This window comes from Limosilactobacillus frumenti DSM 13145 (assembly GCF_001436045.1).
In the GTDB taxonomy this organism is placed as follows: Bacteria; Bacillota; Bacilli; order Lactobacillales; family Lactobacillaceae; genus Limosilactobacillus; species Limosilactobacillus frumenti.
This window is the reverse complement of the sequence record NZ_AZER01000014.1, coordinates 239821-253128: the sequence shown is the minus strand read 5'-3', so window position 1 is coordinate 253128 and position 13308 is coordinate 239821. Positions and strand designations below refer to the sequence as shown.

The 13308-nt window shown below is 43.7% G+C and carries 11 protein-coding genes; 2 read left to right on the top strand and 9 right to left on the bottom strand.

All coding sequences use genetic code 11. The annotated features are described in order from the left end of the window. Window positions 1–12: 12 nt before the first annotated feature. Window positions 13–738 carry a 16S rRNA (guanine(527)-N(7))-methyltransferase RsmG gene (gene rsmG, locus FD27_RS04345; protein ID WP_057750083.1) on the bottom strand — a complete coding sequence of 242 codons (726 nt, stop codon included), beginning with the start codon at window positions 736–738 and terminating at the stop codon, window positions 13–15. A 323-nt stretch (window positions 739–1061) separates the two neighbouring features. On the opposite strand from rsmG, the gene FD27_RS04340 reads away from it, so the two are divergent. Next, window positions 1062–2045 (top strand): aldo/keto reductase, encoded by a 984-nt coding sequence (locus FD27_RS04340; RefSeq protein WP_057750080.1) that lies wholly within the window; start codon window positions 1062–1064, stop codon window positions 2043–2045. Between the two features lie 506 nt (window positions 2046–2551). Here FD27_RS04340 and FD27_RS04335 read toward each other — a convergent pair. The 8 genes from FD27_RS04335 to FD27_RS04300 form a co-directional block, all read right to left on the bottom strand. After that, entirely contained in the window at window positions 2552–3904 is a 1353-nt protein-coding gene (locus FD27_RS04335; protein WP_057750077.1) for an amino acid permease, read from the bottom strand. A gap of 289 nt (window positions 3905–4193) precedes the next feature. Continuing rightward, a complete protein-coding gene (locus tag FD27_RS04330) occupies window positions 4194–4937 on the bottom strand; it encodes an amino acid ABC transporter ATP-binding protein (protein WP_057750074.1) in 744 nt (247 codons plus the stop codon). Between the two features lies 1 nt (window position 4938). After that, on the bottom strand, window positions 4939–6402 hold the full coding sequence (locus FD27_RS04325) for an ABC transporter substrate-binding protein/permease (RefSeq protein ID WP_057750071.1): 1464 nt from the start codon (window positions 6400–6402) through the stop codon (window positions 4939–4941). 282 nt (window positions 6403–6684) lie between these two features. Next, on the bottom strand, window positions 6685–7281 hold the full coding sequence (locus tag FD27_RS04320; RefSeq protein WP_057750068.1) for an Lreu_0056 family protein: 597 nt from the start codon (window positions 7279–7281) through the stop codon (window positions 6685–6687). Window positions 7282–7392: 111 nt separating this feature from the next. Next, window positions 7393–8691, bottom strand: coding sequence for a serine--tRNA ligase (gene serS, locus FD27_RS04315; protein ID WP_057750065.1), 1299 nt, complete (start codon window positions 8689–8691; stop codon window positions 7393–7395). A 287-nt stretch (window positions 8692–8978) separates the two neighbouring features. Next, window positions 8979–9914, bottom strand: coding sequence for an FAD:protein FMN transferase (locus FD27_RS04310; RefSeq protein ID WP_057750063.1), 936 nt, complete (start codon window positions 9912–9914; stop codon window positions 8979–8981). Beyond that, entirely contained in the window at window positions 9904–11130 is a 1227-nt protein-coding gene (locus FD27_RS04305) for an NAD(P)H-dependent oxidoreductase (RefSeq protein ID WP_057750060.1), read from the bottom strand. Before FD27_RS04305 ends, FD27_RS04310 begins: the two co-directional genes overlap by 11 nt. Next, the gene (locus FD27_RS04300; protein ID WP_057750057.1) at window positions 11127–11696 is read right to left on the bottom strand and encodes an NADPH-dependent FMN reductase; all 570 of its coding nucleotides are present in this window, start codon (window positions 11694–11696) and stop codon (window positions 11127–11129) included. Before FD27_RS04300 ends, FD27_RS04305 begins: the two co-directional genes overlap by 4 nt. 212 nt (window positions 11697–11908) lie before the next feature. On the opposite strand from FD27_RS04300, the gene rlmD reads away from it, so the two are divergent. After that, a complete protein-coding gene (gene rlmD / locus FD27_RS04295) occupies window positions 11909–13300 on the top strand; it encodes a 23S rRNA (uracil(1939)-C(5))-methyltransferase RlmD (protein WP_057750054.1) in 1392 nt (463 codons plus the stop codon). The last annotated feature ends 8 nt before the right edge of the window (window positions 13301–13308 follow it).

Below are 13308 nucleotides of genomic sequence, written 5' to 3'. Positions count from 1 at the left end.
TCTCCCTCACTTCTAATGGATTGGTTTTTTGTTTGGCAACCCTGGCCGCCGTGGATACTTCTTTGGGGTTGCACTCACCTTATCAATTAAGATGAGGTTCCGTTCTTCATCCGTTCCCGGCAATGTCATCGTCACTGTCTTATTAATTTTACCACCGAGTTTCTTAATTGCAGTGCCACCTTGTTGGATTTCCTCTGCCGCAGCACTGGCTTTATATGCCAGAAACTCGCCACCGACTTTGGCAGCTGGCAAGCACAATTCACTTAATACTGACAGCCGTGCCACTGCCCGGGCAGTTACCAAATCATATTTTTCACGGTGAGCACTCTTCTTATCGCTGAATGTTTCGGCGCGATCATGGACCAGCGTCACATCAGTTAAATGAAGGTGATCGACCAGTTCTTGTAAAAAGTTGATTCGTTTGTTAAGTGAATCAACAATGGTCACCGTTAATTGGGGGAAAGCAATCTTTAATGGAATCGATGGGAAACCAGCCCCCGCGCCAATATCACATAAGGTTAACTGCTGGCTTTGCAGACGTGGTTCAGCCATGGCACCCGTTAAAGAATCATAGAAGTGCTTTAAATAAACTTCATTCTCTTCAGTAATCCGCGTCAAATTAACGTGTTCATTTGTCACTGTTAATAACCGATAATAATCAGCAAATTGTTGCATCTGGCGATCGGTTAATTGAATCCCTTGATCATCTAATGTTTGGCGAAATTGTTCCGGATTCATTCATCGTGCTCCTTTCGTGAAACACTTTGTTTCACATCTCCTACTACTGTACCTTAAATTCCTAGTGCTTTCAAGGCTTCAGCTTACTTTATCCCTTTAGAAAAATAAATAAAAAACGACAAACCAGTAACAATACTGACTCATCGTTTTTAGGCACGTTCATGACCGTGTCGCCCCTGCCAAGGAACTAAATTATAGCACGTTAGTTTTTAGCAATTTATTAATTTAAATAGTTTTTACACCAGATAATTACTCTTTATGAACCCAATCAAGTATAATGAAGGCAAATTGTATTCGCTTTCAATCCTTAAGGAGGACTTAATATGGTAAAAGCAGTCAAAATCGGTCACTCAGACGTTATCGCTAATCCATTGGGCTTAGGGACCAATGCCGTAGGTGGCTACAATCTCTTCCCAAATTTAAATGATGAAGATGGTCGCCAATTAGTTGATGCGGCATTATCGAATGGTATTAACCTATTAGATACGGCGTATGTCTATGGACTTGGCCATTCCGAAGAATTAGTAGGTGATGTGGTGGCAAAACATGACCGGGATAAAATTGTCATTGCCACGAAAGGAGCCCAGGACTTTTCAACCGGTGAACAAGTAATCAATAATGATCCTAAGTTTCTTACCGACCAAGTTAACAAGAGTCTGGAACGTCTCGGGGTAGACTACATTGATATCTATTACATCCACTTTCCAGATCACGACACACCAAAGGCTGAAGCAGTTGGTGCGCTGCAAAAGCTTCGCGAAGAAGGCAAGATTCGGGCAATTGGTCTGTCTAACTTCAGCCTGGACCAAATCAAAGAGGCCAATGCTGATGGTTACGTGGATGTTGTCGAAGATGAATTCAGTCTCCTCCACCAAGATCACTTAAATGAAGGAATGCTGGATTACTTGCATGACCACCAAATCAGTTTTGTTCCATACTTCCCACTAGCTTCAGGACTGCTGACTGGTAAGTACGAACGGGACGTTAAGTTCCCTGCTGATGATATCCGGAGTCAAATCGCCGACTTCAAGGAGCCCCGTTACAGTACCATTCTCGAAGCCGTTGATAAGGTTCGCCCAGTAGCCAGCGCCCATAACGCAACAGTAGCCCAAACCATTTTAGCTTGGTACCTGCAAAATCCACTAATCTCAGTTGTTATTCCAGGTGCTAAGAAGGCTAGCCAAGTGATTGCTAACGCTAAAGCAATGGACTTAACTCTGACTACTGAAGAATACTCAATCATTGAAAATGCCTTTGAACCATTCAAGAATACACAGAGTGGTAAATCATTGAAAGATCCTGACTAATGGTAATAAATTAACGCGGCCCACTAGCTGGTGGACCGCGTTTTGTTTTGGATAGTACAAAAAAAGCAGAGACCTTTCAGTCTCCGCGCTTCCGCTGGAAAGATACCATACCGGGACAATTTGACTTATTACGTATCAAGATCCGTTAAGTTTGAGCCGTGTCGTTCTTCATCAAAAGTGAGGAACCTTAGCTGTCAAATGTCATAAAATTGACTGTCTAGATATGGCCACTAATTAGCTAAACATGCTTTTCAAGGAAACTATATGTTTTCATGTGGAGTGGGGTGTGTTGTTAAATTTAATATGGTTTTTACTAAATTAACATTCTTCAAAGTAGTTTATTATGAGAAGATGTTCGACATCACCGGCCTGATATCCTTCCACACTTTTAGTATATATTAGGGAATCCCAAAAATCAAACAAAACCGCGCCATTAAAGCAATGGAAGCGGTTTTACATAATAAACATTTTTGCCTTTTTTGTATTCTTTTTAGGACCTAATTTGGCTATTTGGCCCTTTTCTTCGTCCAATTATATCCCCATGCCAAAATGGCAAAAATGGCAACCGTAATAATCAGCGGAATTCTCGTTGAATCAACGAATAATAGGATGACGAGAAGTGCAAAGTAGAAGGCAATCGTAATCCAGCTGGTCAGCGGGAAGCCAGGCATCTTAAAGTAGGACACCCCTTCTGGATGCTGTTGCCGGTACTTAAGATGGGCAAACATGATAATAATCCACGTAAAGATAAACGTAATCGTGGAAATGCTTGCAATCGCGTCAAAGATACCGGCCGGCATAATGTAATTCAAGACCACCGCAATGAACAGGATCGCTGACGAGAAGGTTAATGCATTATCAGGAACTGCTTTCGCACTTAACTTGCTAAATCGTTTTGGCGCATTACCGCTCCGTGATAAGGCATATAATGAACGACTCGTACTGAAAATGGCACTATTCGTTGCCGAGGTTGCTGCCGTTAATACCACGAAGTTCAAGATTCCTGCAGCCCCAGGTAAGCCAATTGCCGCGAACACTTGAACGAATGGGCTGGAGTTCGTCTTAACTTGGAACCAAGGGTAAATGCACATCAGCGCAATCATCGAACCGATGTAGAACAAACCAATACGCACGGGTAATGTGTTGATGGCTTTAGGAATATCCTTACGCGGATTTTTCGTTTCACCGGCGGTAATACCAACCATTTCAATCCCGACGAAGGCGAAAGCAACCATCTGAAATGACATCAAGAAGCCCATTCCACCAGTGGGGAAGAAGCCCCCGTGATTTGCTAAGTTGGCTAAGCGAACAACTTGGCCATTTACCCGGCCGTGCATAACTAATAACACAACGCCGACTGCAATTAAGGTAATAATCGCAATGACCTTAATCATGGAAAACCAGCTTTCCAATTCACCGAATAAACCGACGTTAATCATGTTCACTAACATTAGTAAGACAACAATGATTAATGGACCAACCCATTGGGGCAAAGTCGGGAACCAATACTGAAGGTAGATCCCGGTTGCTGTCAAATCCGCCATAGCAAGGGTTAACCAACATGCCCAATACATCCATCCGGCCACGAATTCCATCCGGTCACCTAAATAAACCTTTACGGAATCAATAAACGAGTGTTTAGTCGTGTCAGCTAGAATTAACTCACCCATTGCCCGCATCATAAAGAAAGTAATTATCCCGACGATCAGGTATGACAAAATAATCGACGGACCAGCTTGATGAATAGCCGAACCAGACCCTAGAAACAATCCGGTTCCGATGGCCCCACCAATTGCGATCATCGTAATGTGACGACTCTTGAGCGAACGTTCTAGTTTTTGATGTTGTTGTTCATTCATAGTTGACCTCCTCAATATGTTTTGTCTTAATTCATTGAAAAGAAAAACGCCTCTGGTAATTTCCATTACCAGGGACGTTTTGTTAACGCGGTTCCACCCATTTTTATAGTCAATGACTACCTCTTGGTTGATACTGGAACCACCCATTTCAACGAATCTGCCATATAATTAGGCCTAACTTTCAGCGACTGTCAGGCTCTCTGTCTGCTAATCATTATTAAAAGTTAGTTTTAATTATACTGAAATCCGTACTAATGTCAATAGCATTCCAAAAATTATTTGTTTTTAATCAAACATTCAGAACTTTATCCAAGAAATTCTTCGTGTCTTCGTGCTGAGGGTGGTCAAATACTTCTTCAGGAGTTCCTTGTTCCCGAATATCACCATCATGGAAGAAGACAACTCGATCAGCCACCTGCTTAGCAAAACCCATTTCGTGGGTAACCACGATCATCGTCATCCCCTGCTTAGCCAGGTTCTTCATAACTTCAAGAACATCCCCGACCATTTCTGGGTCCAAAGCACTTGTTGGTTCATCGAACAACATAACGTCTGGTTTCATTGCCAATGCTCGGGCAATGGCCACCCGCTGTTGCTGACCACCGGAGAGTTTGCTTGGGTTAGCATCGGCCTTTTCCCGTAGGCCAACTAAGTCTAAGTAGTGGTATGCTGCTTTCTTTGCTTCTTCCTTCGACATCTTGCCAAGTTGAACAGGCGCTAAGGTAATGTTTTGCAGTACCGTCATATTCGGGAAGAGGTTAAAGTGCTGGAATACCATCCCAATGTTTTGCCGCACCTTGTTAATATCAACTTGGGGGTCCGCAATATCATACCCGTCAACGTAGACGTGACCGCTATTAGGTTCTTCCAACTTATTGATGCAGCGGAGAAAGGTTGATTTACCAGAACCAGATGGCCCAATCATGCACACCACTTCATTGGGCTTGACGTTCAGATTAATCCCCTTTAACACTTCGTTGCTGCCGTAACTTTTGTGTAAATCTTTAACTTGAACTTTGTAGCGTTTATCCATTTTAAGCCATCCTCTTCTGTACGTAATTCGATAACCATGTCAACAGGGTGATAATGATGATGTAGATGACACCAATAATCAGCCACATCTTAAATCCTTCCATGTTTTGGGAAATGATCACTGTCCCGGTCTGTGTCAATTCCATTACACCAATGGCTGATAGAATCGAAGTATCTTTCAATGTAATGATGAATTGGTTAACCAGTGATGGGACCATCAACTTAAATCCTTGAGGAGCAATTACTTGTAACAATGCCTTACCATAAGGAAGTCCCAAGCTCCGTGCAGCTTCCCACTGTCCTTTATCAACAGCTTCAAAGCCACCCTTAACGATCGCCCCAATGTAGGCTCCTTCATCAAAGGTTAGTGTTAAAACACCAGCTAAGAACAATGGTACTTTATGACCAAGGACGTTTGGCAATCCCATGTAAATGAAGAAGGCCAACACGATCATTGGAATCCCCCGGAAGATGTAAATCAAGACACTTGAAACACCCTTAGCAAGTTTGTTGTTCATAATGCCAAGGACACCCAGGATAATTCCGAAGATCATCGCAAAGATAATCCCGACAATCGTCAATTCAATTGTCATCCACAAACCACGGAGTAAGGCTGCCCGGTTGGTCTTAAGCAGGCCCATAATTGTCCGGTCAGCGGCACTGTTCTTAGCAGTCTTGTTACCTTTCGTGTACTTGTCAATGATCTGCTTCATTTGGCCGGTCTTGTTTAACCATTCAATCCCGTCATTAATCTTCTTTTGTAATTCGAGGTTTTTGCCCTTTTGGAAACCAACGGCAACTGGTTGCGCGTCAATTGGTTTCTTGGTAACAATCTTTAATGGCACACCCTCTTTAATTCCGTATTGAAGAACTGGGCCATCATCGAAGGTTGCCGCAGTGTTACCAATCTTGACATCGTTCCACATCGTGTTGGAGGAATCGAAGTACTTAATCTTGTAGCCATACTTCTTTTGGTTCTTCTTTAAGAAAAGGGCGGCACTTGTACCAGACTTTGCAGAAACGGTCTTGCCTTTTAATTGCTTCATCGAAGTAATCTTACTGTTCTTAGCAACCGCCATCATAACCCCATCAGTGTAGTAAGGGGTTGAGAAGTCGTACTTTTGCTTCCGCTCATCGGTAACACTCATCCCGGCAATCACGGCATCAACTTGGCCAGATTCCAAAGCTTGGAGGTCACCGTTAAAACTCATTGGCTTCAACTCATATTTGAAGTGTTCATGTTTGGCAATTTTCTTCAGGATTTCAATTTCAATCCCGGGGTTCTTGCCGGAGTAACCACCCTTGCTATCCTGAATTTCAAATGGTTCAAAGGTGTTGTTCGTAGCGAAGGTGTAAGTAGGTTCATCGGCAGATGCCTGCTGAGGTTCGACTAACTGCCAGCCAATCACAATTCCCAGAACTGCAATGCAGGCAGTAATAAATTTTTTCCAATGATTACTTTGCATCTATACCGACTCCCTTTTTCTAATCAAATCTTAACGTTGCTAATACCTTATCATTGCCAACGTCATAAGTGAATAGAATTAAGCTAGGTCCGTGCAAAATCAAGATGATAGCGGTTTATTCAGTCGATTAATTATGCAAAATTTTATCCCTGCTTATTTAAATTAAGTCGCAAATAACGCTTTCAATATTTTCTAAGAATGATCTCATTTTACCTATTTGTAAACAAAAAACGCCTCGATCGATATCTCGAGACGCTTCACTAACTTCAAAAACAAAGTTATTTAATCATCATCGTCGTCATCATTGTTGTCTGAGTTCTTAATTGAGCTATTGTAGGCCGCTTCAGATTTAAGTTGGTTGGCATAACCATTAACTTCATCCTTCTGTGATTGACTAACATAGTAGTCTTTCTCCAGACGGGCCAACGACACAGTCTTCGTTTCCATGTGTCCATCAGCAACCGAATCACCCGGAATCCACTGCTTGTAGATCACCATATTGCCATTTACTTTATAGTGGATGAAGCTAGTGGGATCCCCATTGGCAGTAATATAGCTGTAACCATTCAGGTCCCCACTGTCGTCATCGTCGCCGTCTTGACCGTGAACACCATAGTACATGTCGTCAATCCCGTTTTTGAACCAATCAGGCTGGGCTAATAAAGCAACCATTACGCCAACCGTTTTATCGTCGACGTGTTGAACTGGCGTCGACGAGCTGCTCATGGCACTAGCAGATTGACTGCTAGCGACTTGTGACGATTGGGATGAGTTGTTTTGACTACTGCTACTGTTCGTGCTAGCACTCTTATTTCCACAACCAGCTAACACTCCCGCAATTAAGAGCGCCGCCATTCCTGATACAATACTTTTCTTCATACGAATCCTTCCTAACCACATACTGTTAACAGATACCCATTATAGCGCAAATTATCTATATAAATTAAAAAACGTCCACTGGGGAATTCCCTCAATGGACGTTTATTTCAATTACTTGTTACGGAATGGTACCGCATTTTCCTTGGTAATCTTAGTAACACCATGCATGTATGGTACTAAGACCTTTGGAACGGTGACGGAACCATCTTCGTTTTGGTAGTTTTCCAAAATAGCGGCGACAGTTCGACCAACAGCAAGGCCAGAACCGTTTAAGGTGTGAACATATTGAAGCTTACCATTTTCATCCCGGTATTGAGTGTGCATCCGCCGTGCTTGGAAGTCCAGGCAGTTCGAGCAAGATGATACTTCACGGTACTTGTTTTGAGCAGGCATCCACAGCTCAATATCGTGAGTTTCAGAAGCTGTGAAGCTCATGTCACTAGTCGTCAGTGTAATGACATGGTAAGGAATCTCCAGCTTCTTCAGGATGTTTTCACCATTAGCCGTCATCTTTTCCAATTCGTCCCATGAATCTTCTGGCTTAGTGTACTTAACCATTTCAACCTTGTTGAATTGATGCATCCGAATCAAACCACGGGTGTCACGACCAGCAGCACCGGCTTCAGAACGGAAGCATGGGGTCAAAGCAGTTACATAAACTGGTAATTCTTCAGCAGGGATAACTTCACCCCGGTAGTAATTAGTCAATGGCACTTCGGCCGTTGGAATCAAGGTCATATCTTCACCATTAACTTGGTAAACCCCTTCCTTGAACTTCGGGAATTGACCAGTTCCGTACATTGAAGCGGCCTTAACAATGTATGGTGGCAATACTTCGGTATAACCATCTTTCATGTGTTCATCCAACATGAAGTTGTAAACGGCCCGTTCCAATTGGGCACCCAAGCCTAAGTAGTAAACAAAGCGGGCACCAGATACCTTACGAGCACGGTCAAAGTCGAGGATTCCGAGGTTTTCACCAACATCCCAGTGGTGCTTTGGTTGAAAATCAAAGTCACGGATCTTGCCGACCTTACGTAATTCAACTGATCCTTCTTCAGTTAAGCTAACAGGAACGCCTTCGTGGGGGATATTTGGCAACCGGGACATCTTATCGTGGAAGACTTCATCATTAGCTTCTACCTTTTCATCAAGTGCCTTAATTTGGTCACCTAATTCCCGGGTTTCCTTAACTGCTTCATCAGCTGATTCACCATTGCGCTTAGCTTCCCCAATCTTCTTGGAAGCGGCATTCCGCTTGGCCTTCATCGCTTCAGTTTGTTGCAATAATTCACGACGCTTTTTATCTAATTCAAGGACTTCGTCAATTTCTTCAGCTTTAATGCCCCGCGTAGCTAACTTCTGCTTAAAGAAATCTGGATCTTTACGAATCTTTTTAATGTCTAACATAACAATTCCTCCTAATAAAAAGAGCCATTCCATCCCTTATATTTTGGGACGAAATGGCTCTTAGTTCCGCGGTACCACCCAAGTTTGACAACTGTTTGTCACCCTCGCGATGGATAACGGCCATCAGCCGTGCGGCATTACCCGCCCACATTTATCTGCACCGGAGTTTCGACCAACAGCTTGCACCACCCGCTGCTTCTCTTGATGGTCTACTTAAAATGCATTCGTGTTTTATCTCCGCCATTATCATATTACATTTATAGTCAATTGACAATAATATATTATAGTTAATTTGTCACCGCCACATTTATAATCTGCTCGTTCTGCTGAACAAAGACAGCTCCCAGGTTACCAGGTTGCTTTTGCCAGTCAGCTATTGGCTGACCATTAAAGAACAACCGCTTAGCTTCAATTTCACCCATGACGGATTGTTGCGTAAAAACAGTGACACTCGATAAATCAGTTTGTAACGGGTAGCCCGTGCGTGGATCTAACAAATGATGGTACTTTTTGCCATTAACCTCCAAGAACCGTTCATAGATCCCTGACGTGACGGCTGAACAAGCTGGTTTTTGAACTAATTCAATGTTCTCACCGCGATTCAATCGTGGGTCTTGCACACCAATTACCCAGTGGCCGTCTGCCCGGCGAGGGGATTGACCAACAAATAGTAAATTGCCCCCCAAGTCGATAATGCCCGCTGGAACATGACGAGTATCCCACAAGTCCTTTATCCGGTCAGCAATATAACCTTTGGCAATTCCCCCAAGGTCTAATTCCATTCCCGGTTCTTCCAGGAATACCGTATGTCCCGCATCATCCAGCAACACTTTATAAGGGTCAATTAACCGCAACCGTGCTTGAATTTCACGATCTGTCGGTACCCGGGCCCCCTTAAAGCCAATTTTCCACAGTTTCACAAGTGGTCCAATCAAGGCATTGAAGCCAAAGTTTTCGCGACTATAATGAACTGCTAACTTAATCAATTCATAGGTAGACGGCGAAACAATTTTAGGTATCCGCCCAGCAGCATGGTTAATGGACATTACCTCAGATTCCGGTCGATTGACGGTTAACCGATCTTCATATTGGTCAATTAAGCGCATCGATTGCTTTAGTAACGGAAAATATTGATCGCCATAAATAGTGAGGACAATCCGCGTGCCTAAAGCATGGTGAACTAGTGAATGGCGCTGGGCAGTTAACTCTTGCTTATTTATCATCGTGTTGGGAAGCCCCGGTAGAAGCATCGGCATCATCATCTTCAGCATCTACGGAACCAGTTTCTGAAGCACCCGTAGAAGCATCAGCCTGTTTATTACCATTGCTGTCGTTTTCAGATGCGCCCGTTGATGCATCAGGTTCAGACGACTCTTCATCATCATTTTGAGAGGCCCCAGTAGAAGCGTCAGCACCTGATTGTGATGCTCCCGTGGTTGCGTCCTGGTCCCAGGCACCATTTTCAAAGAGCTGCAAAATATATTCCACACTGCCCGTGAACTCAATTGTACCGAGATAATGGCCATCTACATCACGGAGAGCATAGTACTGGATCAAGGAACGGTGGCCCTTCATCCATAATGGTCGTGTGACCACGTCCCGCTTGCCTTCACGGAAACTATTGATGATACTCATCACTGCGGGCACGGCCATTGGTGGATGACATTCCTGAACAGTCTCATTCAGGGAAGCAACATTACGGACATGTTCCCGGTTTGGCTTGTCTGAATACCAAGCAAACCGGTCATCAGCATCGATCAGGTCCACTTCAAATGGAATTGTGGAAAAGATTTGCTGAACTTGCTTCAAAGTAAGGCGCCCAGTTGGGAATTGGACATACGCATCACTAATCGTGGGTTGTTTAACGGACATTTGTAGATCAGTCCTCCTAACATTTTCAAAGATTTGAATATATTCAATAAAGTGGGTAAAGCACTGTTCAAGGTTATCGACAATCTCTTGGTCAACGATCCGCCCATCCTTGGCAAAGGTTTGTTTGACGTTACCAATGAGGACTTCATTGCCTGGCAATAAATTAGTATCGCAATCTGGCGAAATCAAGATTTGTCGCATTTGAACCTGCGAACGGGCGGATGCCTGACGACCATAAGCCACCCCGACGACCATTGTTGGTTTCTTTTTAAGAACGGTGGTGTGGTAGGATAACCATTCAATTGCACTTTTTAGCACCGCGGGAATCCCGTGATCATATTCTGGAGTTGAGAAAACTAACCCATCCGCTTGTTTAACCTTCTGCTTAAGCTTCCACACTTCCGTTTGTTCTGATAACGGCGTGTCAACACTAAATGGTGGCAACTTGCGCACTTCATAAATTTCAATCTCGGCCATCTGCTTGAAATGCTTTTTCATAAAACGGAGCAACAATCGATTATATGAGAAATCCGCATTCGTACCGACAAAAGCTAAAATCTTTTTCACTGTTGCTTCATCTCCTCTGTTAATCGATTAATGGCCCGGGCAAATGGGCGAAATTCGGCCATACATTTGTCGAGTACTTTAATGGTGACGGGGTTAGTGAGGTTGCCATCTTCGTCCATTTCATTACGAACGTCGCTTAAGAAAAATTCAGACATCTGACAAAGCGATGCATTCAGTCCTGGTGAAATGAGAATATCGCGTAGCTGAACTTGAGATCGTGAAGTTCCCTGCGCTAAGGTGGAAGCCCCCGTGGTCCATACTGGTTTATGGTCTAATGGGTGAACCTGATATGATAACCATTCAATCGTACTTTTCAAAGCCGATGTAATTGAGTGGTTGTATTCCGGACTCGCGATAATCACCGCATCGGCAGCCTGAATTCGTTGGTCAATATCCTTAACTGACTGGGGCAAGTCCCCACGAAAGCTTTCGTTAAACATGGGTACCGGGCGAATATCGATCACGTCAAACTGATCTTGATCCTTATAACGATTAGCCATGTACTCCAATAGCATCCGGTTATATGAATGGTTAGCATTCGAACCAGCGATTGCTGCAATCTTCAAAAGATGTCACTTCCTCTTCTTATTAAGTAAATCTTATTTTACTATGATAATAGTCTATTTTTCAGGTATTTTGCATGTATCTATTGTAATAAATTACGATTATTAATAATGACCTGTTCAGCATCATCCATTTATTCAGAATGGCATTCAATAAATATGCTACAATAAGGCGTCATTACATCGACCTGCTCACTTAAAAGGAGTTTTTTAAGATGAAACCATTACACCATCACGATACCGTTGAAGTTGCTGTCGGTGATCGTTTTCCGTTAACCATTCGGCGTTTAGGAGTTAATGGTCAGGGAATTGGTTATTTTAAACATAAAGTATGCTTTGTTCCCGGTGCATTACCACATGAAGTCGTCGTCGCCGAAGTGACTAAAGTTCATCCCCGCTACTTAGAAGGGAAAATCCACCGTCTGCGGAAGGTCAGCCGGGACCGGGTCCAGCCACGTGATCCGTATGCCAACGTTGCCGGGGGCTTTGAATTAGAAAATTTGGCTTATCCTCAGCAATTGCGGTTTAAACGGCAAGTGGTGCTTGATAGTTTAGCTAAGTTTAAGCCCTATGGTTATCGGGCTTACGATGTACGACCGACGATTGCTGCCCCACATGAATATGGCTACCGGAATAAGGCAACTTTCCAAGTCCGCATGGTTAATGGCCAGGTTGCCGCCGGTTTGTACAAAGCGAATTCCCACGACCTCGTCGATATGAAAACGTGCGCTGTCCAAATGCCAGCCACGATGAACGTCATTCGAACTGTGGTGGAATTAATCGAACAACTTGCCATTCCAGTATATGATGAGCAACACAATAGTGGGATCATAAAGACACTCGTTGTTCGCGAATCGCGAGCCACCGGCGAATTACAACTGACCTTTATTACTAATACGCCAAAGTTGCCCCACAAGTACCAACTTATCACTGCTATTCAACAATCTCTGCCGAAGGTTGTTTCGATCATGCAAAATGTTAATCCCGGCAATACCCCATTAGTTTGGGGCAACCAGATGATTCACCTGGCCGGAGAGAAATACATTACCGAGAGCTTAATGGGGCTTGATTTCAAACTATCTGCCCGCTCTTTCTTACAGCTCAATCCCGAACAAACGGAAAACCTGTATGAAGAAGCAGCTAAGGCCCTGTCCTTATCACCGGACGATACCTTAATTGATGCGTACGCCGGGATTGGTACAATTGGGCTATCGTTAGCCAACCAGGTAAAAGAAGTTTGGGGAATGGAAACCATCCCTGAGGCGGTCGCGGATGCCCAGGAAAATGCCCGCCTGAACAACATTACCAACGCGCACTATGAAGTTGGCGCCGCTGAAGATGTGATGCCCCGTTGGCGTCGAGAAGGTTGTCACTTTGATACCTTAGTAGTGGATCCACCACGAACAGGACTTGACGACCAGTTGATTGAGCAAATTCTCAAAGAAAAGCCCCAGAAGTTTGCCTATGTCTCCTGTAGTATGGCTTCCTTAGCGCGGAACCTCCGTCGATTGACAAGTGTTTACCATGTTGATTATATCCAGCCCGTGGATATGATGCCTCAAACAACTCGGTGTGAAGCCGTGGTTAAATTATCATTGCGAAAGTAAACGTTTGA

Excerpts from the sequence above, each read along its gene's own strand:
- rsmG (WP_057750083.1), bottom strand. The coding sequence starts at position 738 with ATGAATCCGGAACAATTTCGCCAAACATTAGATGATCAAGGGATTCAA.
- FD27_RS04340 (WP_057750080.1), top strand. The coding sequence starts at position 1,062 with ATGGTAAAAGCAGTCAAAATCGGTCACTCAGACGTTATCGCTAATCCA.
- FD27_RS04335 (WP_057750077.1), bottom strand. The coding sequence starts at position 3,904 with ATGAATGAACAACAACATCAAAAACTAGAACGTTCGCTCAAGAGTCGT.
- FD27_RS04330 (WP_057750074.1), bottom strand. The coding sequence starts at position 4,937 with ATGGATAAACGCTACAAAGTTCAAGTTAAAGATTTACACAAAAGTTAC.
- FD27_RS04325 (WP_057750071.1), bottom strand. The coding sequence starts at position 6,402 with ATGCAAAGTAATCATTGGAAAAAATTTATTACTGCCTGCATTGCAGTT.
- FD27_RS04320 (WP_057750068.1), bottom strand. The coding sequence starts at position 7,281 with ATGAAGAAAAGTATTGTATCAGGAATGGCGGCGCTCTTAATTGCGGGA.
- serS (WP_057750065.1), bottom strand. The coding sequence starts at position 8,691 with ATGTTAGACATTAAAAAGATTCGTAAAGATCCAGATTTCTTTAAGCAG.
- FD27_RS04310 (WP_057750063.1), bottom strand. The coding sequence starts at position 9,914 with ATGATAAATAAGCAAGAGTTAACTGCCCAGCGCCATTCACTAGTTCAC.
- rlmD (WP_057750054.1), top strand. The coding sequence starts at position 11,909 with ATGAAACCATTACACCATCACGATACCGTTGAAGTTGCTGTCGGTGAT.